This window comes from Rhizobium gallicum bv. gallicum R602sp (assembly GCF_000816845.1).
Classification (GTDB): Bacteria; Pseudomonadota; Alphaproteobacteria; order Rhizobiales; family Rhizobiaceae; genus Rhizobium; species Rhizobium gallicum.
In genome coordinates this window covers 1,532,000-1,551,272 of sequence record NZ_CP006877.1, presented here as the reverse complement: position 1 = coordinate 1,551,272, position 19,273 = coordinate 1,532,000, and the positions used below count along the sequence as shown (strand labels likewise).

General features: G+C 61.4%; 16 protein-coding genes. 8 read left to right on the top strand and 8 right to left on the bottom strand.

Annotated elements, in window-relative coordinates; all coding sequences use genetic code 11:
- Positions 1–50: 50 nt before the first annotated feature.
- On the bottom strand, positions 51–1,889 hold the full coding sequence (locus RGR602_RS07615) for an ABC transporter ATP-binding protein (RefSeq protein WP_039844620.1): 1,839 nt from the start codon (positions 1,887–1,889) through the stop codon (positions 51–53).
- Between the two features lie 391 nt (positions 1,890–2,280).
- Between RGR602_RS07615 and RGR602_RS38155 the strand changes: the two genes are divergently transcribed.
- Entirely contained in the window at positions 2,281–2,586 is a 306-nt protein-coding gene (locus RGR602_RS38155; protein WP_267285093.1) for a hypothetical protein, read from the top strand.
- Here RGR602_RS38155 and RGR602_RS07605 read toward each other — a convergent pair.
- The 4 genes from RGR602_RS07605 to RGR602_RS07590 form a co-directional block, all read right to left on the bottom strand.
- Positions 2,537–3,319, bottom strand: coding sequence for an APH(3') family aminoglycoside O-phosphotransferase (locus RGR602_RS07605; RefSeq protein WP_039844618.1), 783 nt, complete (start codon positions 3,317–3,319; stop codon positions 2,537–2,539). The genes RGR602_RS38155 and RGR602_RS07605 overlap by 50 nt on opposite strands.
- Before the next feature lie 141 nt (positions 3,320–3,460).
- Positions 3,461–4,592 (bottom strand): peptide chain release factor 2 gene (prfB, locus tag RGR602_RS07600; RefSeq protein ID WP_133940266.1). Its coding sequence is split into 2 segments (ribosomal slippage): positions 3,461–4,522 and positions 4,524–4,592, totalling 1,131 coding nucleotides; the frame shifts between segments, so codons are not numbered across the junction.
- A 99-nt stretch (positions 4,593–4,691) separates the two neighbouring features.
- Positions 4,692–7,151, bottom strand: a complete 2,460-nt coding sequence (locus RGR602_RS07595; protein ID WP_039844616.1) for a penicillin-binding protein 1A — start codon at positions 7,149–7,151, stop codon at positions 4,692–4,694.
- A 238-nt stretch (positions 7,152–7,389) separates the two neighbouring features.
- A complete protein-coding gene (locus RGR602_RS07590) occupies positions 7,390–8,673 on the bottom strand; it encodes an N-acetylmuramoyl-L-alanine amidase (RefSeq protein ID WP_407692042.1) in 1,284 nt (427 codons plus the stop codon).
- 605 nt (positions 8,674–9,278) lie between these two features.
- On the opposite strand from RGR602_RS07590, the gene RGR602_RS07585 reads away from it, so the two are divergent.
- On the top strand, positions 9,279–12,113 hold the full coding sequence (locus RGR602_RS07585; protein WP_039844614.1) for an Rne/Rng family ribonuclease: 2,835 nt from the start codon (positions 9,279–9,281) through the stop codon (positions 12,111–12,113).
- Between the two features lie 17 nt (positions 12,114–12,130).
- Positions 12,131–12,418 (top strand): hypothetical protein, encoded by a 288-nt coding sequence (locus RGR602_RS07580; protein WP_039844613.1) that lies wholly within the window; start codon positions 12,131–12,133, stop codon positions 12,416–12,418.
- Positions 12,419–12,873: 455 nt separating this feature from the next.
- Here RGR602_RS07580 and RGR602_RS07575 read toward each other — a convergent pair whose 3' ends face one another.
- Positions 12,874–14,031 carry a pyridoxal phosphate-dependent aminotransferase gene (locus RGR602_RS07575; RefSeq protein WP_039844612.1) on the bottom strand — a complete coding sequence of 386 codons (1,158 nt, stop codon included), beginning with the start codon at positions 14,029–14,031 and terminating at the stop codon, positions 12,874–12,876.
- 210 nt (positions 14,032–14,241) lie between these two features.
- Here RGR602_RS07575 and RGR602_RS07570 point away from each other — a divergent pair, with 210 nt between their 5' ends.
- The 5 genes from RGR602_RS07570 to aat all read left to right on the top strand — a co-directional run bounded on the left by RGR602_RS07570 (position 14,242) and on the right by aat (position 18,056).
- Positions 14,242–15,000, top strand: coding sequence for a DsbA family protein (locus RGR602_RS07570; protein ID WP_039844611.1), 759 nt, complete (start codon positions 14,242–14,244; stop codon positions 14,998–15,000).
- 144 nt (positions 15,001–15,144) lie between these two features.
- Positions 15,145–15,582, top strand: a complete 438-nt coding sequence (aroQ, locus tag RGR602_RS07565; protein ID WP_039846711.1) for a type II 3-dehydroquinate dehydratase — start codon at positions 15,145–15,147, stop codon at positions 15,580–15,582.
- A 20-nt stretch (positions 15,583–15,602) separates the two neighbouring features.
- Positions 15,603–16,079, top strand: a complete 477-nt coding sequence (gene accB, locus RGR602_RS07560; protein ID WP_039844610.1) for an acetyl-CoA carboxylase biotin carboxyl carrier protein — start codon at positions 15,603–15,605, stop codon at positions 16,077–16,079.
- A 10-nt stretch (positions 16,080–16,089) separates the two neighbouring features.
- The gene (accC, locus tag RGR602_RS07555) at positions 16,090–17,436 is read left to right on the top strand and encodes an acetyl-CoA carboxylase biotin carboxylase subunit (RefSeq protein ID WP_039844609.1); all 1,347 of its coding nucleotides are present in this window, start codon (positions 16,090–16,092) and stop codon (positions 17,434–17,436) included.
- Positions 17,437–17,441: 5 nt separating this feature from the next.
- Complete coding sequence (gene aat / locus RGR602_RS07550; protein ID WP_039844608.1) at positions 17,442–18,056, top strand: leucyl/phenylalanyl-tRNA--protein transferase; 615 nt, start codon at positions 17,442–17,444, stop codon at positions 18,054–18,056.
- Positions 18,057–18,235: 179 nt separating this feature from the next.
- Here aat and RGR602_RS07545 read toward each other — a convergent pair whose 3' ends face one another.
- Positions 18,236–18,667, bottom strand: coding sequence for a DUF2155 domain-containing protein (locus RGR602_RS07545; RefSeq protein WP_039844607.1), 432 nt, complete (start codon positions 18,665–18,667; stop codon positions 18,236–18,238).
- 115 nt (positions 18,668–18,782) lie between these two features.
- Positions 18,783–19,181 carry an NADH:ubiquinone oxidoreductase subunit NDUFA12 gene (locus tag RGR602_RS07540; protein WP_039844606.1) on the bottom strand — a complete coding sequence of 133 codons (399 nt, stop codon included), beginning with the start codon at positions 19,179–19,181 and terminating at the stop codon, positions 18,783–18,785.
- Positions 19,182–19,273 lie beyond the last annotated feature (92 nt).

Sequence of the window (19,273 nt, the reverse complement as noted above, 5' to 3'; positions counted from 1 at the left end):
CTCTGGCCGCTTTTGACCCCCCGCCCGCCACCGTTGCGGCGGGCCAGTGGTCAAATGCTTGCCTGCACGCTGTGCAGGTTGGCATAGACGCCTTGCTGCGCCATGAGGTCGTTATGGGTGCCCTCTTCGATGATGCCATCGCCTGTGAGCACCAGGATGCGGTCGGCATGGCGGACGGTGGAGAGGCGGTGGGCGATGACCAGGGTGGTTCGGCCGTTCGCGAGATTGAGCAGCGCCTTCTGAACCGCCCGTTCGCTCTCGTTGTCGAGCGCGCTGGTGGCCTCGTCGAAGATCAGGATTGCCGGATCCTTGAGGAAAGCGCGCGCTATCGTGAGGCGCTGCCGCTGGCCGCCCGAAAGCTTGACACCGCGTTGGCCGATATCGGTCGCGTAGCCATTTGGCAGAGCCGTGATGAAGTCGTGAGCGTTGGCGGCACGGGCGGCGGCCTCGACCTCGGCATCGGTCGCGTCGGGCCGGCCGTAGCGAAGATTCTCCGCCACGGTGCCGGCAAAGAGATAGACGTCCTGCTGCACCACCCCGACATGTCGCCGCAGTGAGGAGAGCGTCACGTCGCGAATGTCGGTACCGTCAATGCGGATCACCCCGGCCTGCACATCGTAAAAGCGCGGGATGAGCGCGCAAAGCGTGCTCTTGCCCACCCCTGAAGGACCAACCAAGGCCACGAACTCGCCCGGCGCAATGGTAAGCGAGAGTCGCTCGAGCACCTTGGGGCAATCCGACTCGTAGCCGAAGACGACGTCGGAAAAACTGATCTCACCCCTTGGAGCCGGCATGGGACGGGCGGCCGGGCGATCGAAGACGTCCGGTGCGATCTCGAGGATCTCCATGGCCCGAACGAAACCGGTATAGCCCTCCTGCCAGAGGCGGGCGAAATTGGCGAGCCGCTGCATCGGATCGACCAGCACCGCCACGCAGAGCAGAAAGGTGAGGATGTCCGCCACGGACAGCTCCGCCGTCAGGATGCGCAGCCCCCCGATCACGATGACAAGTATGGTGATGAGCTGTGCGAAAGTTTCGGTGCCCACCGAAAACCAGGCCTCGCTGCGGTAGCCGTCGGCGCGGCCCTGCAGGAACCGCCGGTTCAGCGTGGCAAAACGCTCCTGCTCCAGCGCCTCGTTGGCGAAGGACTGGACGACGCGAATGCCCGCCAGTGCGTCCTCCACGCGTTCGTTGACGGCGGCGATCTGCCGCTTGCTCGCTTCGAGCGCGCGGTTCATGCGCCGGTTGAAATGCAGCGCATAAGCCGCCGCCACCGGCGTGAGCAGCAGGATGAGGCTGGCCAAAGGTGGATCGATGAAGAACAGCACCAGCATGGCGCCGCCATACTTGAGTACGGCAATGGAGAGGTCCTCCGGGCCGTGGTGGAAGAGCTCGCCCAGCCACAGGGAATCGTTCGTGATGCGGCTCATCAACTGCCCGGTGCGTTGACGGTCGTAGAAGCTGAACGAGAGCTTCTGGCAGTGTTCGAAGAGCTCCTGCCGGACGGCGGCCTCGATCCGGGCGCCCATCACGTGCCCCTGATAGTCGACGAAGAAGATGGCAACGGTTTGGATCGCCAGGATGGCAAGCATGAAGGCGCCGACGGCAAGGATCTGCTCGTAGGCCTCCGGCATGTTGGGCAGGGCCAGAAGGCGGCTGGTGACGAAGTTGGCACAGAGCGGCAGCGCCACCGCCGTACCGGCGACGAGGATTGCGCAGAGCAGATCCGCCAGCAGCAAAGGCAGGTGTGGGCGATAGTAGGAGAGGAACTTGCGCATGCGCAAGCGACGCCGGTCGCGCTCGGCGTTGTGCGGATAGTCGCGGAAGAATTTCAGGAACCGGTTATGGCGCGGCGGGCTTTTCCTCGCGCGGGGGAACAGAGTGTGCATGAAGCGGAATGTCCTTGTGGGCGATGTTTCCTTTCTGGTTGGACAGGTTCGTTTTCATGTCAGTCTCCCCGGGGATCGGACCAATGAGAGCCTAAGCATCGCGGACAACCGCCACCGATTCAACCCGTCAGCGGAAAGAGATCGGCCAGTGTTGTCACCATGCAACAGCCCGTGGTGGCCGCTGCCGATCAGCGTGTGGCTTTCTGCAGCATGGATTTCCGTCGAGACCTGAGAAGGCGACGAACGATGAGATTTCCGTTCGCAGCAACTGGACAATATCCGTACGCATGTTTTTCGAAGTCGAGCTTGCAGAGATTATAATGCGCTGTCGATCATTGTCCGCACCGCCTGGCATGAGGAGGCGAGTTTCCGGGTTGCATCGAGCAACGACGTGGAAGCACTGCCAGTAGAGGCCGAAATGCTGGAATTGCTCGAGAAAAAGGCTCTCGCTGCACCTTCCGATCTGATCGAACTGAACGGAACTGCCTCCGATCTGCCTGAAATCCCGGTCCGTCATGGCAGAGCATCCGACCAAGATCCCCAATCCGTCGTTCTGGTTGGAGCAAACCGGGCTGACGAAGGCCTTCCAGCTCATGAAAGGCTCCGGCGCTCGGCCGGTTTGGCCCGTAAGGCAGGATTGGCGCGAACTAAAAGAACTCGTCAAGCACCATATAGTAGGCGACTTTCGCGTCATTGATGCCGGAAAGCCCATAACAATCGAGGAAATGCCGAACCCACTCTTCCCCGACATTGTATCGGATGCTTCGCAGTGCCAGGGCAATATCCTGGTAGCGATCCGCAACGCCCAGACGGCCGCAATCGACATATCCACCGAATTGCCCTTCATGCGTGAGGAAGTTCGGCAAACAGGCGTCGCCGTGGGCAACGACGGGATCTATGACGTCAGGCTGGTGGGCTTCCAGGTATGCAAATAGGCTCGCAGCGGTTGCGTTTTGCCGCTCTTCATCAAAATCACCCTCGTCTACGGCTCCCGCTTCCATCCGCGCCTTGGCAAGCCTCAAACGAGCTGTCAGCCTGTGGTCGAAAGGGCAGGTTTCCGGATCAAGTTCGTGCAATCGACGCAAAGCGGCCGCCAGGATCTCGATGCGCTGCCTATCTGTGGTCAATTTGGACGAAGCCAGGTCGCTTCCCGAAAGCGCGCTCAGCAGCAGCCAGTTTCTGCCCTCATGGCTTTCCAGGGCGACGACGCTGGGGCACTGCAGTCCTTGCTCGGCAAGCCACAGCAGACGCTCCGCCTCCAACGGCAATTCCGCAAAAGGACCAGCAATTTCGCCTTTCAGGAAATACCGCGCCCGGCCAGCTTCTGCGAGCCTGAACACGTCTGCAGACGAACATCCCAGATCGTCCCGCTTCCACTCGTGTTGAGATAGCAGCACCCTTAGATTAGGAGGTAAGGCAGTGTTTTCCATCGGCACATCATGATCGTTTGCCATAGGCTTGGTGCCCACGCCAAGCCGCTTGCAACCACCTGCTGCAAGCGGATTTAGCCGCTAAGCCGGGTTTCACACCTTTAAGTCAGGCTCACCGCCTCTGCGGTTCTCCCTCCAATCTCAATCAACGTCCTCGAGAACAGCGTCCGGCTTGCCGCTGATGCGGTGCGCAAGCGCTGCTTCCATGAACTCGTTGAGGTCGCCGTCGAGCACGTCGCCCGGTGCCGTGCTCGAAACGCCGGTGCGCAGGTCCTTGACCAGCTGATAGGGCTGCAGCACGTAGGAGCGGATCTGGTGGCCCCAGCCGATCTCGGTCTTGGAGGCCGCTTCGGCGCTTGCTGCCTCTTCGCGCTTCTTCAGTTCCGCTTCATACATGCGGGCGCGCAGCATGTCCCAGGCCTTGGCGCGGTTCTTGTGCTGCGAGCGCTCCTGCTGGCAGGCGACGACGATGCCGGTCGGGATGTGGGTGATGCGCACTGCCGAGTCGGTCGTGTTGACGTGCTGGCCGCCCGCGCCCGACGAGCGGTAGGTGTCGATGCGGCAGTCGCTTTCGTTGATCTCTATGTTGATAGAATCATCGACCACCGGATAAACCCAGATCGACGAGAAGGACGTATGGCGGCGCGCATTGCTGTCGTAGGGCGAGATGCGCACGAGCCGGTGCACGCCCGATTCCGTCTTCAGCCAGCCATAGGCGTTGTGTCCCTTGACGAGCAGGGTCGCGGACTTGATGCCCGCCTCTTCGCCGTCATGGACTTCGAGAAGCTCGACCTTGAAGCGCTGGCGTTCGGCCCAGCGGGTGTACATGCGAAGCAGCATGTTTGCCCAGTCCTGGCTTTCAGTGCCGCCGGCGCCCGAATGCACTTCGAGATAGGTATCGTTGGCATCGGCTTCGCCGGATAGCATGGCTTCCACCTGGCGGCGCGCGGCCTCGGCCTTCAGGCTCTTCAGCGCGTCCTCGGCCTCCTTGACGATGCTTTCATCGCCCTCTTCCTCGCCCATCGCGATGAGTTCGACATGGTCGTTCAGCTGCTGTTCGAGCTGCTTCACGCCGTTGATTCCGTCATCGAGCTGCTGGCGCTCGCGCATCAGCTTCTGAGCTTCGGCAGCATCGTTCCAGAGATTCGGGTCCTCTGCCTTGTTGTTTAACCAGTCCAGCCGTCGTATCGCCTGGTCCCAGTCAAAGATGCCTCCTCAGCAGGGTGATAGCCTGCTTGGTTTCATCGACTACGTTTTCGATTTCCGCTCGCATTTTCCTGCTTCTTTGCGTTGGTCTTGAGTTGGTCCGTCAAATAGTTGCGGCGGCCGCGGATGTAAAGAGCCGCGGCCGCCGCATCCATACGGGGATTGATCAGTAGAGGCCGCCTGCGCCAGACTGCACGGCCTGGTTCGCCTGCGGCGAGGTCTTCAGGATTTCCTCCGGCGCCATGGTGCTGTCCATGCCGATGACGGACAAGCTGTCGGCCGGGCCGGTGCCGGGCTTGAAGGCCTCGATGATGGTGTTCGGATCGCCCTCCATCGCCGCCATGCCGGTCTTGCGGTCGATCGGGATCAGGTTCATGCCCTGCGGGATGACGAACTTCGATTCCGGCATGTCCTTGACGGCTGCCTGCATGAATTCGTTGAAGATCGGGGCAGAGAGGCCGCCGCCCGTGCCGCCGCGGCCAAGCGGCGCCGGATTGTCGAAGCCCATGTAGAGGCCGGCAACGAGGTCGGGCGTGAAGCCGACGAACCAGGCATCCTTCTCGTCGTTGGTGGTGCCGGTCTTGCCGGCCACGTCGCGCTCGCCGAGGTCGATCTTGCCGGCCGCAGTGCCGCGGGTGATGACGCCCTGCATCATCGAGGTGATCTGATAGGCCGTCATCGGGTCGAGAACCTGCTCGCGGTTGTCGACGATGTTCGGCTCTTCCTGGTTCTGCCAGTCGCCGGCATTGCAGCTGTCGCAGAGGCGTTCCTCATGTCTGAAGATCGTCTTGCCGTAGCGGTCCTGGATGCGGTCGATCAGCGTCGGCTTGATCTGCTTGCCGCCGTTGGCGATCACCGAATAGGCCGAAACCATGCGCAACACGGTGGTCTCGCCGGAGCCGAGCGACATGGCAAGCAGCGCCGGCATCTTGTCGTAGATGCCGAAGCGCTCGGCATATTCGGCAACGATGTTCATGCCGAGGTCATTGGCAAGGCGCACGGTCATCAGGTTGCGCGAGTGCTCGATGCCGGAGCGCAGCGTCGACGGACCGTTGAACTCACCGCCGTAGTTTTCCGGCCTCCACACCTGGCCGCCGGAGACGACCTCAATCGGCGCGTCCATGATCACCGAAGCCGGCGTGTAGCCATTGTCCATGGCCGCAGCATAGACGAACGGTTTGAACGAAGAGCCCGGCTGGCGCATCGCTTGCGTCGCGCGGTTGAATTCCGATTGCCCATAGGAAAAACCGCCTGCCATCGCAAGAACGCGGCCGGTCTTCGGATCCATGGCAACCAGGCCGCCCTGAACCTTCGGCGGTTGGCGAAGACGGTAGGACGTCGAGCCTTCGTTCCCCAGCCGCTCGACATAGACGACGTCGCCCGGCGATAGCACCCCTTCCGGCGACTTGGCCGTCTTGCGCTCGCCGGTCGAGGAGCGGTAGGCCCACTGCATGTTGTTCGCCTCGATCGTGCCATGCTCGCGCTCGGCGGCAGCCTTTCCCGCACCGTCCCTGGCGGGCTGGAGGCCGATGTCGACGCTCTCGGTGGAAACGGCAAGGACGACGGCGAGACGCCATTCGGGCACGTCGGAGAGTGCTGGGATTTCCGCGAGCGCCTTGCCCCAATCGGCGGTGGTGTCGATCGTCTTCAGCGGTCCATGGAAGCCGCGGCGTTCGTCGTAGGTCGTCAGGCCGTCCTGCAGCGCCTTGCGGGCGGCAAGCTGCATCTGCGGATCGAGCGAGGTGCGGACCGAAAGCCCGCCTTCGTAAAGCGCCTTTTCGCCATACTGGCCAATGAGCTGGCGACGGACAGCCTCGGCGAAGTAATCCGAAGCAAAGAGCGAGGGGCCGTTGCTGCGGGCGGTCACGCCGAGCAGTTGCTTCTTGGCTTCCGCCCCGTCGCTCTGGCTCACATAGCCGTTTTCGACCATGCGGTCGATGACCCAGTTGCGGCGCTCCACCGCGGCATCCGGATGGCGGAAGGGATGATAGTTTGCCGGGCCTTTCGGCAGCGAGGCGAGATAGGCGGCTTCGGCGACGGTGAGTTCGGTGACCGACTTGTTGAAGTAGGTGAGTGCTGCCCCGGCGATGCCGTAGGAGTTCAGGCCGAAGAAGATCTCGTTCAGATAGAGCTCGAGGATCTTGTCCTTGCTGTAGGCCTGCTCGATGCGGAAGGAGAGGATCGCTTCCTTGATCTTGCGGTCGATCGTCTGGTCCGATGTCAGGAGGAAGTTCTTCGCCACCTGCTGGGTGATCGTCGAGGCGCCCACCGGACGGCGGCCGGAGCCGAAATTCTGCAAGTTGACGACGATGGCGCGCGCAAGGCCGCTCAAGTCGACGCCGGGATGATTATAGAAATTCTTGTCTTCAGCCGAAAGGAAGGCCGCCTTGACGCGATCCGGGATCGCCTGGATCGGCAGGAAAAGACGCTTCTCCTTGGCATATTCGGCCATCAGCGCGCCGTTGCCGGCATGAACGCGGGTAGTGACCGGCGGCGCATAACTGTTCAGGACGGCGTAATCGGGGAGATCCTTCGCGACGTTTGCCAGGTAGACGGCAACGACGGCAGCAGCGCCGAGAAACAGGACGCAAGCAATTCCGAAGAAATATCCAAGAAGTCTGATCATATTGAGCTACCGGTATTCCAAATTTTCAATCGGCGCAGGCGCTATATTTGCATGGAAGCGGGCGATTTGCACGCCGCGCGGGCTTACTCCATGAGCGCCATCGCGACAAGCCGTCCAACCCGCCTGTCGAAAACATAGCGGCGAGTAACGGCCTGAATGTGAGCAAAATAGGGCTCCCCTGCCCCATTCACATGCTCCGCTTTGCTTTCACCGCGGGTGTCACATCTCAGCCACGCCCTCAGCCGCCATTGGCAACCACGGAGGAGCGGTAGCGCTTGACGGCGTCGGTCAACAGCTCGGCGATCTTCACCCGCCATTTCTCGTCGAGCAGCAGCTTTTCGTCTTCCGCGTTGGAAAGGAAGCCGAGTTCGAGCAGGATCGAGGGCACGTCCGGCGCCCGCAGAACCTGGAAGCCCGCGTGCCGATGCGGGTTGTTGATCGTACTGATCTGATCCTTGAAGGAGCCGAGCACGCTTTCGGCCAGCGAGATCGAGAAGGCCTGGGTCTCGCGGCGCGTCAGGTCGAGCAGGATATCGGCCACTTCCGGCGGTTCGGCGGCGGTTTCCTTGCCGGCGATCTGATCGGACAGGTTTTCGCGCTCGGCAAGATCGGCTGCAAGCTTGTCGGAGGCCTTGTCCGAGATCGTATAAACCGTAGCGCCGCGGATATCCTTCTGCTTCAGCGTATCGGCGTGCAGCGAGATGAAGAGGCCAGCGTGGTTTTGCCTGGCGATCTGCACGCGCTCGGCAAGCGACAGGAATTCATCCTCGCTGCGGGTGAGGAACGCCTTGATGCCATGCTCGCGGTTCAACCGGTCGGTCAGCGCCTTGGCGAAGGCGAGCGTCACCTGCTTTTCCTCGGTCTTGGTATCGACGCCGATCGCGCCGGTATCGATGCCGCCATGGCCGGCGTCGACGGCAATGATGAAATCGCCGGGCTTTGCCGCCTCAGGCGCCGGCATTGCGTTCGCCGGTTGCGGACGGTCTGCCGGATCGCTCCAGGACTGCGCCTTGACGAGGGCTGCAAACTCCTCCTTGCCGGTCATCTCGGCATCGAGCACGAGGCGGTAGCCCCTACCGTCCTCGTCGGCCTGCACCTTGGCCGTCGCCAGCTTCACCGGCTTGACGGCGCTCAGCACGATGCGGGCGCTGCCTTCGTCCATCGTGCCGTAGCGGATGTCCTTGAAAAGCCCCCTCGCCGCCAGATCCTTGGCCTGGAATCCGAAAGCGGTCGCCGGCAGATCGACGACGATGCGCTCGGGATTGGCGATATAGTGGACCGAAAAACTCGGCTGCCGGTCGAAATCGATGACGACGCGGGTACGGGCGTCGTCGCCGATGATGCGGGCGCCATAGGCAAGCAATGCCTCGGGCTTCTTCGGATCGGCGGCAAGCGCGATGATGGCCTGGAGCGAAAACGCCGCCGCTGCGAGCACGCCTACGAATCTCACCTTCCGCTTGCCGGATTTTCCCGCTGCGGGCCGCACCCTCTTAAACAATCGACCGCACACCCTATCTGTCATTGCAATAACCTTGCGGCCTAATACACGCGCCGCCCGGCTTTCAGCGCTTGTACGCCGCCGCCGAATCAGGACCGCTGATTCCCCCATCGTCTATGCGTTTCGAAATCCATCAATATTATGGCGCATTTGGCTTTTCCCTTGCTATTGTGACAGAGAAACCATACAACGATTTTCAGGTTAGAAAGTGTTGACGGGATAGAGTCGCCGCGCGGCTGCCAACCCCACGAGGACCTGGCGCCACAACCGGCAATCGTCCGCCGTCTTACGCGCTTCTCTCCACGGTAAACTGGATCCTGAATTTTCCGGCGTATGCGGAAACTTCATCGGTGGATAGCCACCAAACGCTCTGAGGAGCAAACTCATCGGACCCCAACGGGTCTTAAGTATTGTCGATCTCGCTTGGTCATAATGGTTTCGCAGCAGGTTTTATCCAAAGTCTACAGGCCCCGGGAGAATGATTTCCCCGCTGTTGCCTGGCTGCTGCTGTCCCGCCCGAACCAAGCGCGACTTTCATTATCCGGCGCACCCACGTTCGATCGCATGCCCCCTGTTATCAATACAGGCGGGAATGTGCGTCTGCGGCTGCGCCGAGGAGCACACCTTACATGGCAGACAAAATGCTTATCGACGCGTCTCACGAGGAAGAGACACGTGTCGTTGTCGTTCGCGGGAACCGTATAGAAGAATTTGACTTCGAGTCGCAGCACAAGAAGCAGATACGCGGCAACATCTATCTCGCAAAAGTAACGAGGGTCGAACCCTCGCTGCAGGCCGCTTTCGTCGATTACGGCGGGAACCGGCACGGCTTCCTGGCCTTTGCCGAAATCCATCCCGACTATTACCAGATCCCGCTGGCCGACCGTCAGGCTCTGCTTCGCGCCGAGGCCGAGGAGCACCGCCGAGACGACGATGTCGAGCATGTCGAAACGGCGCCGGTGAGCGACCTGTCGACCCAGGAGCAGCCCGACGTCGGCATCGTGCCGAAGCAAGAGCCCGCCGCCGAAGAGGTTTCCGAAGACGCCGCTCCGGTTGAGGCAAGCGCTCCGGCCGCCGAAGAGGCCCCGGTCAAGAAGGCCAAGCCGCGCCGCAGCCGCAAGAAGGCCGTCGAAACCACCGCAACCGAAGATGCCGTCCCGACCGATGTCGAAGCACCTTCGGCCTCCGTCGTCGACAATGATGACGAAGGCCCCGTCGGCGGCAGCATGGCTGCTGCTGTCGAGACCGACTCGATCTCCGAAGACGTGGATTCGCGCCGGCGCGGCAATGACGACGATGACGACGACGACCATGAAGAGGAAGTGATCGAATCCGTCGGCGCCGAAGACGCGATGGAAGAGGTTCCCGACCGCGTGCAGCGCAAGCCGCGCAAGCAGTACCGCATTCAGGAAGTCATCAAGCGCCGCCAGATCCTGCTTGTGCAGGTCGCCAAGGAAGAGCGTGGCAACAAGGGCGCGGCCCTCACCACCTATCTCTCGCTCGCGGGCCGCTACTCCGTTCTGATGCCGAACACGGCTCGCGGCGGCGGCATTTCCCGCAAGATCACCAATCCGCAGGACCGCAAGCGTCTCAAGGAAATCGCCCGGATGCTCGAAGTCCCGCAGGGCATGGGCGTCATCCTGCGCACGGCCGGCGCCAACCGCACCAAGGTCGAGGTCAAGCGCGACTTCGAATATCTGATGCGCCTGTGGGAAAACGTCCGCACGCTGACGCTCGCATCCACCGCGCCCTGCCTCGTCTATGAGGAAGGCTCGCTCATCAAGCGCTCGATCCGCGACCTCTACAACAAGGACATCAGCGAAATCATCGTTTCCGGCGAGGAAGGCTATCGTGAAGCGAAAGACTTCATGAAGATGCTGATGCCGAGCCACGCCAAGGTGGTTCAGCCCTACCGCGACATCCATCCGATCTTCTCGCGCTCCGGCATCGAGGCCCAACTCGACCGCATGCTGCAGCCGCAGGTGACGCTGAAGTCCGGCGGCTACCTGATCATGAACCAGACGGAAGCGCTCGTTTCGATCGACGTCAACTCCGGCCGCTCGACGCGTGAACATTCGATCGAGGACACGGCACTCCAGACGAATCTCGAGGCTGCCGATGAAGTCGCCCGTCAGCTTCGCCTGCGTGACCTTGCCGGTCTCATCGTCATCGACTTCATCGACATGGAAGAGAAGCGCAACAACCGCGCCGTCGAGAAGAAGCTGAAGGAATGCCTGAAGAACGACCGTGCCCGCATCCAGGTCGGCCGCATCTCGCATTTCGGCCTGCTCGAAATGTCCCGCCAGCGCATCCGCGCTTCCGTGCTTGAATCCACGACCCAGGTCTGCTCGCATTGCGGCGGTACCGGCCATGTGCGCTCGCAGTCCTCCGTCGCGCTGCATGTGCTGCGCGGAATCGAGGAATACCTGCTGAAGAACACGACGCACGACATCACTGTGCGCACCACGCCGGAAATCGCGCTCTACCTGCTCAACCACAAGCGCCAGTCGATCGTCGATTATGAAACCCGCTTCGGCGTCGCGATCGTCGTCGATGCCGATAGCGCAGTCGGCTCGCAGCATTTCGCGATCGATCGGGGCGAACCGGTCGAAAATCCGGTCAAGATCGAAACCCTCTTCAACTTCGCAGCCATCCCTGACGATGACGACGAAGATATCGTCATCGAGACGGAGGAGGAAGAAGACGAGGAGCTTGAAGAAAAGCCCGCAGCCGTCGAGCGCGCGCCTCAGCAGCGCGCCGAAGGTGATGGCGAAGGCAGCCGGAAGCGCAAGCGCCGCCGCCGCCGCCGTGGCCGCAATGGTGCCGGTGAGCAGATCGCCGCCCAGGATACCGTTTCCGGCGAAACCGGAAACGAGGATGAAGGCGACGAGGAAGGTAGCGAGGGCGATGATATAGCCGCAGCAGCCTCCGAAACGGGGGCTGAAAGCGAAGAATCCCAGCGCCGCAAACGCCGGCGCCGCGGCAAACGTGGCGGGCGCCGCAACCGCGAGGAAGGCGAAGAACTGAGCGCCGGCGCTGAAGCCGTCGACGAAAACGCCGCTGATGCCGGGGATGGCACCGAGGCCGAAACGCAGGCTGAGATCGTCGAGGCCGTTGCCGAAGAAGCCGTCGAGGGCCAGCCGGCGATGGCAGCCATCGAGTCGGGCGCATTTGTCACGGAAGCAAAGCCCGCCAAGGGCCGCAGCCGCCGCAAGGCCGCCGCGTCTCCCGTCGAAGAACCGGTTGCCGAAGCCGTACCTGCGGAAGCCGAAACGGCCGAAGCCTACGCCGACCTCGCGACTCCGGCAGAGGACGAAGCCAAGCCGGTCCGCGCCAACCGCGAATCGAACATCTCCTCTTCGGCGACCCCGACGGTCAAATCCACACGCACCGAGCCCGCCGAGGCCGACAATGACGGCAAGCCGAAGAAAGCCGGCTGGTGGCAACGCCGCGGCTTCTTCTGAGACGCCGACCTAGGATCATGAAGCGACAATCCGGCTGCGGCAACGCGGCCGGATTTTTTTATCCGCTCGTCTGGTTGCGTGAAAGATGCGGCAAGAGGCTCTGGCGCGGCTTGGCAGTTTGTATGAAGCTGCACGCGGAGCATCATATGGGCACGTCGCTGGATGCGATCGTGGGTGACGGGCAGATATTCGAAGAAGCCGTTGAACTTGCGGGGAGCTTGTTTCTCCTGACAGCACAGCAGCGAGTTCGGATGGGCGGCGGGCTGCGTCCAGCCACCCTTTTGTCAACACCAGCTTGGCATTAATGGGCGACCTCGCCTGATGTCTCGACGCCCGACCTCTCTCCGAGTGGGAGAGGTACAAAATCTGGCCCTGGGGCCTCGGCCAAGGCCTAGGCTTTATGGGTAAGGGGAGAGCCACCCGCAGAAATGATCCCCTCTGGGCGGCGCTCGGACAGAAAATTCCGGGCCGGGCGTTATCGGACATGTCTGTGAGGCCGTTCATCCCCAAGCCTTGCGCTCCAACGAGGCGCCGGTATCCGAAAGAGACCGAGTTGGCTATAAAAATCCCGAAGGGGCGGTGGGAAGCCCCATACACTTTACTTCAACGCGGCAAATTCCAGCCCCGTCCGAGTGAACGCAAGACGCAAGACGCGGGGTGAAACTCACCGCGTGAACGCGAGACCATGATTGCAAATATTTTGATTCAAGTACTTTCAAAAATCCTTTCGAAATCCTCGGCAAGCCTCGGAAATCAGACTCTATTTCAGCCAGACGCCGATGCGCTCCACCGCCTCGGCGATCTCGGCCTCGGAGCCCGCATAGGACATGCGCATCGTCCGGTTCCCTTCCAAGGGATCGAAGTCGAAGCCGGGCGTGGCGGCGACATCGATTTCCGCCAGCATGCGCTTGGCGAAGGCCATGCTGTCATTGGTGAAGCGGGTGACGTCGACATAGGCATAGAAGGCGCCGTCCATGGGCGAAGCGATCGAAAGTCCGATCTCGGGAAGACGCCGCATCAGGAAATCACGGTTCCTGGCATAGCTTGCCCTATAGAGATCGAGCTCCGCCGTTGCGTTGAGTGCCGCCGTCGCGGCGATCTGGGAAAGCTCCGGCGGCGAGATGTAGAGGCTTTGCGCCACGCGCTCGATCGTCCGGACCAGACGCTCCGGCAACACCATCCAGCCGATGCGCCAGCCGGTCATGCAATAATATTTCGAGAAGGAGTTGATGACGACCGCCTCGCCGGTCAGCTCCAGCGCACTCGTCTCCTCGCCGGCGAATGTCAGCCCGTGGTAGATTTCGTCGGAGATGAAGGCGATCGAGTTGGCGGCGCAATAATCGCCGAGCGTCTTCAGCCCCTCCCTGCCCGTCACCGTGCCCGTCGGATTGGCCGGGCTTGCGAGCAGCACGCCTTTCAGCCTGACGCCGCCTTCCTGCTGCGCCGCCTCCAGGCTTTCCGGCGTCAGCGTGAAATGCGTCTCGGCCGTCACCGGCACTTCAATAATCTTCAAGCCGAGCGCGGCGAGGATGTTGCGATAGGCCGGATAACCGGGCCTGGCGATCGCCACGGCATCGCCGGCATCGAAGAGCGAAAGAAAGGCAAGGTTGAAGCCCGCAGACGAGCCGGTGGTGATGGCGATCCGCAGCGGGTCGATGTCAAGCCCGTGCCGGTCGCGGTAGTGCTCAGCCAGCGCTTGCTTCAGCCGTGCGGTGCCGAGGGCGTCGGTATAGCCGATCCTGCCCTTGGCGAGCGCTGCGCGTGCCGCATCGAGCGCTGCCTGCGGCGTCGGATGGGAAGGCTGGCCGACCGCCATCGAAATGACCGGATGACCGCTTGCGCGCCGTCTGGTCGCCTCGGCGAGCACGTCCATGGCGTGGAAGGGTTCGACTTCGCTGCGTCTCGATATGGAAAACAAGGCTGCATATCTCCGGAAGTTCACTTGCGGCCAGACAATTGCCGCAATAATCGGCTCATCACAATCCCGCGATTGCGTCGCGCCTGCGAAAAATCCTGTTTGAGGAGCGGACCATGCGCCGTAATTTGGTGCTTCGCAGTTCTACCTGTTAACACGGCGATGATAAGATGCAGCAAATATCGCGCCCCATTCGCCGTAGACGAGGATAAAATGACCTTCTTCCCGAAAGCCTTCACCACACTTGCGCTCGCAGCGAGCGTTGCCCTGCCCCTTCCGGCGGCAGCCCTCGATGACGCGCAGAAGAAGGAGTTCGGCGCGTTCATCAAGGAATACCTCATCCAGAACCCCGAGATCATGATTGACGTTCAAAACGCCCTCCAGAAGAAGCAGGAAGAGGCTCGCCTCGTGAAAGCCAACAGGGCGATCGAAGACAACGAGAAGGAAATCTTCGACGCGAAATACGACGCGACCATCGGCAATCCGAAGGGCGACGTCACGATCGTCGAGTTCTTCGACTACAATTGCGGTTATTGCCGCCACGCTCTTTCAGACATGCAGACCATGCTCGAAAAAGACAAGAACGTCCGTTTCGTGCTGAAGGAACTTCCGATCCTCGGGCCGGAATCGGCTGCCGCCCACAAGGTCTCGGACGCCTTCCGCAAGCTTGCGCCTGAAAAATACGGCGAGTTCCACATCGCCCTGCTCGGCAGCGATGGACGGGCTGATGAGGAGAAGGCTCTCGGCGTTGCGGAATCGCTCGGCGTCAGCAAGGAAAAGATCCTCGCGGAGATGAAGAAGAGCCCGAGTGACGAGAGCGTTCAGAAGACCTATCAGCTTGCCCAGAACCTCGGCATCACCGGCACGCCATCCTATGTAATCGGCAACGAGCTGGTGCAGGGCGCGGTCGGCTTCGACGACCTGGAGGCCAAGGTCAAGAACATGCGCGCCTGCGGCAAGACGAGCTGCTGAGGCCGCGCCCATCAATTCGCCAAAATCCAAGTGTTTCAGCCATGTGGACAAATATGGCACGATTCCGGCTGCCTTCCCCAAAGGGCTTTCAATCAAGGCATGGGGAGTCTATAGGTGGCCCTCGTGCTTTTGACGGAACATTCGATGACGCAGACCATTTTCGTCCTGAACGGACCTAACCTGAATTTGCTGGGCACCAGAGAGCCCGGCATTTACGGCGGAAAGACGCTCAAGGATATCGAGACGGATTGCAAGGCGGCGGGCGGCGAGCTCGGCTTGGAGATCGACTTCCGCCAGAGCAATCATGAAGGCGTCCTCATCGACTGGCTCCACGAGGCAAACGGCAAGGCGGCGGGCGTCATGCTCAATGCCGGCGCCTACACGCACACCTCGCTCGCACTGCACGATGCAATCCGCGCTATTTCCATTCCGGTGGTGGAACTCCATATCACCAACGTTCATGCTCGCGAAGAATTTCGCCACAAGTCGTTGATTGCGCCCGCTGTGAAGGGTGTCATCTGCGGTTTTGGCCCCCATAGCTATATCCTGGCGCTCCACGCGCTGAAGAACCTCACGGCATAAGAAGAAGACAGGGCACACTCATGGCTGAGACGAAAAAAGGTATCGATCAGGCGCTGATCCGCGATCTCGCAAACATCCTCAACGACACGGACCTGACGGAGATCGAGGTCGAGCAGGACGATCTGCGTATTCGCGTTTCGCGCGCCGGCAACACGCATTATGTCCAGGCGCCGATTGGTGTTCCTGCCTATGCTGCAGCCGCTTCTTCCGCAACCGCACCGCAGCCTGCTTCTGCTGCTCCGGCCGCCGCAGTGCGTAACCCGGCCAACACCGTCAACGCGCCGATGGTCGGCACTGTCTACATGGCTCCGGCTCCAGGCGCCCGTGCATTCATCGAAGTCGGCGCGACCGTGAAGGAAGGCCAAACGCTTCTCATCATCGAAGCAATGAAGACGATGAACCAGATCCCATCTCCGAAGTCCGGTAAGGTCACGGAGATCCTCGTCGAGGATGGTCAGCCCGTCGAATACGGCCAACTCCTCGTCGTCATCGAATAAGGCGGGCGTCATGGTCTCCAAAATCCTCATAGCCAATCGCGGGGAAATCGCGCTACGCGTGCTGCGCGCCTGCAAGGAGCTCGGCATTCCCTGCGTCGTGGTTCACTCCACCGCCGATGCCGATGCCATGCATGTGCGCCTTGCCGACGAGAGCGTCTGCATTGGCCCGCCGCCCTCGCGCGATAGCTATCTGAACATCCATCAGATCGTTGCCGCCTGCGAAATCACCGGTGCGGATGCCGTGCATCCGGGCTATGGCTTCCTTTCGGAAAATGCCAAGTTCGCGGACATCCTCGATGCCCACGACATCACCTTTATCGGGCCGACGGCGGACCATATCCGCATGATGGGCGACAAGATCACCGCCAAGACGACCGCGCTGGAACTCGGAATCCCGGTTGTTCCAGGCTCGGACGGCGAAGTGAAGACCGAGGAAGATGCGATCAAGACGGCAGCCTTGATCGGCTATCCGGTTCTCATCAAGGCAACGGCAGGCGGCGGCGGCCGCGGCATGAAGGTCGCAAAATCCGAGGCCGACCTCATCGAGGCTTGGTCGACGGCACGCGCGGAAGCGGCGGCGGCCTTCGGCAACGACGCCGTCTACATGGAAAAGTATCTCGGCAAGCCGCGCCACATCGAAATCCAGGTGTTTGGCGACGGTGAAGGCAATGCCATCCACCTTGGCGAACGTGACTGCTCGCTACAGCGCCGTCACCAGAAAGTCTGGGAAGAGGCAAACTCGCCGGCGCTCAACGTCGAGCAGCGCATGAAGATCGGCCAGATCTGCGCCGACGCCATGAAGAAGCTGAAGTATCGCGGCGCCGGCACGATCGAATTCCTCTACGAAAACGGCGAATTCTATTTCATCGAAATGAACACCCGCCTGCAGGTGGAGCATCCGATCACCGAAGCGATCACCGGCATCGATCTCGTGCACGAGCAGATCCGCGTCGCCTCCGGCCGCGGCCTCTCCGTCACGCAGGAAGAGGTCACCTTCGAGGGGCACGCCATCGAATGCCGCATCAATGCCGAGGACCCGCGCACTTTCGTGCCTTCGCCCGGCACGATCACGCATTTCCATGCGCCGGGCGGCCTCGGTGTGCGCATCGATAGCGGCGCCTATCAGGGCTACAAGATCCCGCCCTACTATGATAGCCTCATCGGCAAGCTCATCGTGCATGGACGTACCCGCGTCGAATGCATGATGCGTCTGCGCCGTGCTCTTGACGAATTCGTCGTCGACGGCATCAAGACGACGCTACCACTGTTCCAGGATCTCGTGTCCAATCAGGATATCGCCAACGGCGACTATGATATCCACTGGCTGGAACACTACCTGGCCAACCATCCGGCTTAACGGAAATGGCAGGCTCGCGCAGGAAGTCCCCAGGCATTACCCCGGAGATTCTCCTGCGCGCCTATTCCATCGGCCTCTTTCCGATGGCCGAATCCGCCGACGATCCGGAAATCTTCTGGGTCGAGCCGGAGCTACGCGGCGTGCTGCCGCTCGACAACTTCCATGTCTCCAAAAGCCTTGCGAAGACTATCCGCAGGCAACCCTTCGATATCCGCTTTGATCATGATTTCGATGCCGTGATCGCGGCCTGTGCCGAGGCGACCTCCGACCGTCCGAGCACCTGGATAAACCATACGATCAGATCACTCTATTCGACGCTCCACCGCATGGGCCATGCTCATTCCGTCGAAGCATGGCACGACGATCAACTGGTCGGCGGCCTCTATGGCGTCTCGCTCGGTTCCGCGTTCTTCGGCGAGAGCATGTTCTCGCGCCGCACCGACGCCTCGAAGATCTGTCTCGTTCATCTGGTTGCGCGTCTGCGCGACAGGGACTTCACCCTGCTCGACACGCAATTCACCACCGAGCATCTGAAGACCTTCGGCGCCATCGACGTGCCCAAGGACGACTATGCGGTGATGCTCGCCGCGGCGATGGATTCACCGCACCTGAAGTTTTGAGGCTGCGGCAAGCGTCTTTCCCGCGCCCGCCCTCGCCCTTTGAGGGTCGCTTCGCTCTCGCCTCAGGGTGACGGCTTCTCACGGCGTCGGCGCTTGGAAAATATCGGTGCTGGCGGAAGCCCATACGGCGTAGCCTCGACGGACGAGGATGGCTACGACGCTGCTCATGACATGGAACGCTACTTCGCCGCGCCTTCGGGCGCCGGCACCTCGGACTGCGCCTTGCAGTCCTTCAGCCAGACGTCATAAATCGGGTGTTCCACAGCGTTGAGGCCGGGGCTGTCTGCGAACATCCAGCCGGTGAAGATGCGCCGGATCTTTCGGTCGAGGGTGATCTCGTCGACTTCGACGAACCCGTCGATCTTCTGGGCTTCCGCCTGGTCGCGCGAATAGCAGGCCTTCGGCGTGACTTGAAGCGCGCCGAACTGCACGGTCTCGTTGACATAGACGTCGAAGGTGGTGATGCGGCCGGTAATTTTGTCGAGGCCGGAGAAGACGGCAACGGGATTGTCGATGCGTGCGGCAGACGCCGCCTGCGGCAAGAAGGAAGAACCAAGCGCCAGGGCAAACCCGGCAGCACGCAGGACATGATTCCGCGTGAAAAGCGTCATATCTACCCGTCTCCAGCGCATTTCAGATCAAGGCCGCAGTTCCTGCGACCAACCTGCGGGTAAAGGTCAATTGTGGCCAAAAGCGGGGCCGGACGGCTCGCCTGGCAGAGCGACATCAGTTGCCGGGCGTCCAGGCGTCGTAGTCGCCGGTCACCCTCGGACGTTCGCCGGCAACGGCAAGCGAGCCCGGCGGGCGGTACGCCTGCGCAGAGCCGGTGAGGTTCGGACGGTGCGTCTTCTGCCATTCCTTGGCAACGTAGCTTTCCTTCGACGGCGGAACATCAGTGCGGTGGTGCATCCAGCCGTGCCAGCCCGGGGGGATGGCGGAGGCTTCGGCATATCCCTTGTAGATCACCCAGCGCTTCGGCAGGCCGTAGGAGGACATGCCGCCTTCATAGTAGACGTTGCCGAATTCATCCTCACCGACGCGCTTGCCGAAACGCCAGGTCGCAAAACGGGTGCCCAGCGTCTGGCCGTTCCACCAGGTGAAGATTTGCAAAAGAAGGTTCTTCATGTCTTTTCCTTGTGCTTGCCGAAGGCGAGCGGGACTGGAATTCGTTCTTCGCTTATGCCGCCGGAACGCTGGATTGTCCAGCGATTCCCATC

Excerpts from the sequence above, each read along its gene's own strand:
- RGR602_RS07615 (WP_039844620.1), bottom strand. The coding sequence starts at position 1,889 with ATGCACACTCTGTTCCCCCGCGCGAGGAAAAGCCCGCCGCGCCATAAC.
- RGR602_RS07605 (WP_039844618.1), bottom strand. The coding sequence starts at position 3,319 with ATGGAAAACACTGCCTTACCTCCTAATCTAAGGGTGCTGCTATCTCAA.
- RGR602_RS07595 (WP_039844616.1), bottom strand. The coding sequence starts at position 7,151 with ATGATCAGACTTCTTGGATATTTCTTCGGAATTGCTTGCGTCCTGTTT.
- RGR602_RS07590 (WP_407692042.1), bottom strand. The coding sequence starts at position 8,673 with ATGACAGATAGGGTGTGCGGTCGATTGTTTAAGAGGGTGCGGCCCGCA.
- RGR602_RS07585 (WP_039844614.1), top strand. The coding sequence starts at position 9,279 with ATGGCAGACAAAATGCTTATCGACGCGTCTCACGAGGAAGAGACACGT.
- RGR602_RS07580 (WP_039844613.1), top strand. The coding sequence starts at position 12,131 with ATGAAGCGACAATCCGGCTGCGGCAACGCGGCCGGATTTTTTTATCCG.
- RGR602_RS07570 (WP_039844611.1), top strand. The coding sequence starts at position 14,242 with ATGACCTTCTTCCCGAAAGCCTTCACCACACTTGCGCTCGCAGCGAGC.
- aroQ (WP_039846711.1), top strand. The coding sequence starts at position 15,145 with ATGACGCAGACCATTTTCGTCCTGAACGGACCTAACCTGAATTTGCTG.
- accB (WP_039844610.1), top strand. The coding sequence starts at position 15,603 with ATGGCTGAGACGAAAAAAGGTATCGATCAGGCGCTGATCCGCGATCTC.
- accC (WP_039844609.1), top strand. The coding sequence starts at position 16,090 with ATGGTCTCCAAAATCCTCATAGCCAATCGCGGGGAAATCGCGCTACGC.
- aat (WP_039844608.1), top strand. The coding sequence starts at position 17,442 with ATGGCAGGCTCGCGCAGGAAGTCCCCAGGCATTACCCCGGAGATTCTC.
- RGR602_RS07545 (WP_039844607.1), bottom strand. The coding sequence starts at position 18,667 with ATGACGCTTTTCACGCGGAATCATGTCCTGCGTGCTGCCGGGTTTGCC.
- RGR602_RS07540 (WP_039844606.1), bottom strand. The coding sequence starts at position 19,181 with ATGAAGAACCTTCTTTTGCAAATCTTCACCTGGTGGAACGGCCAGACG.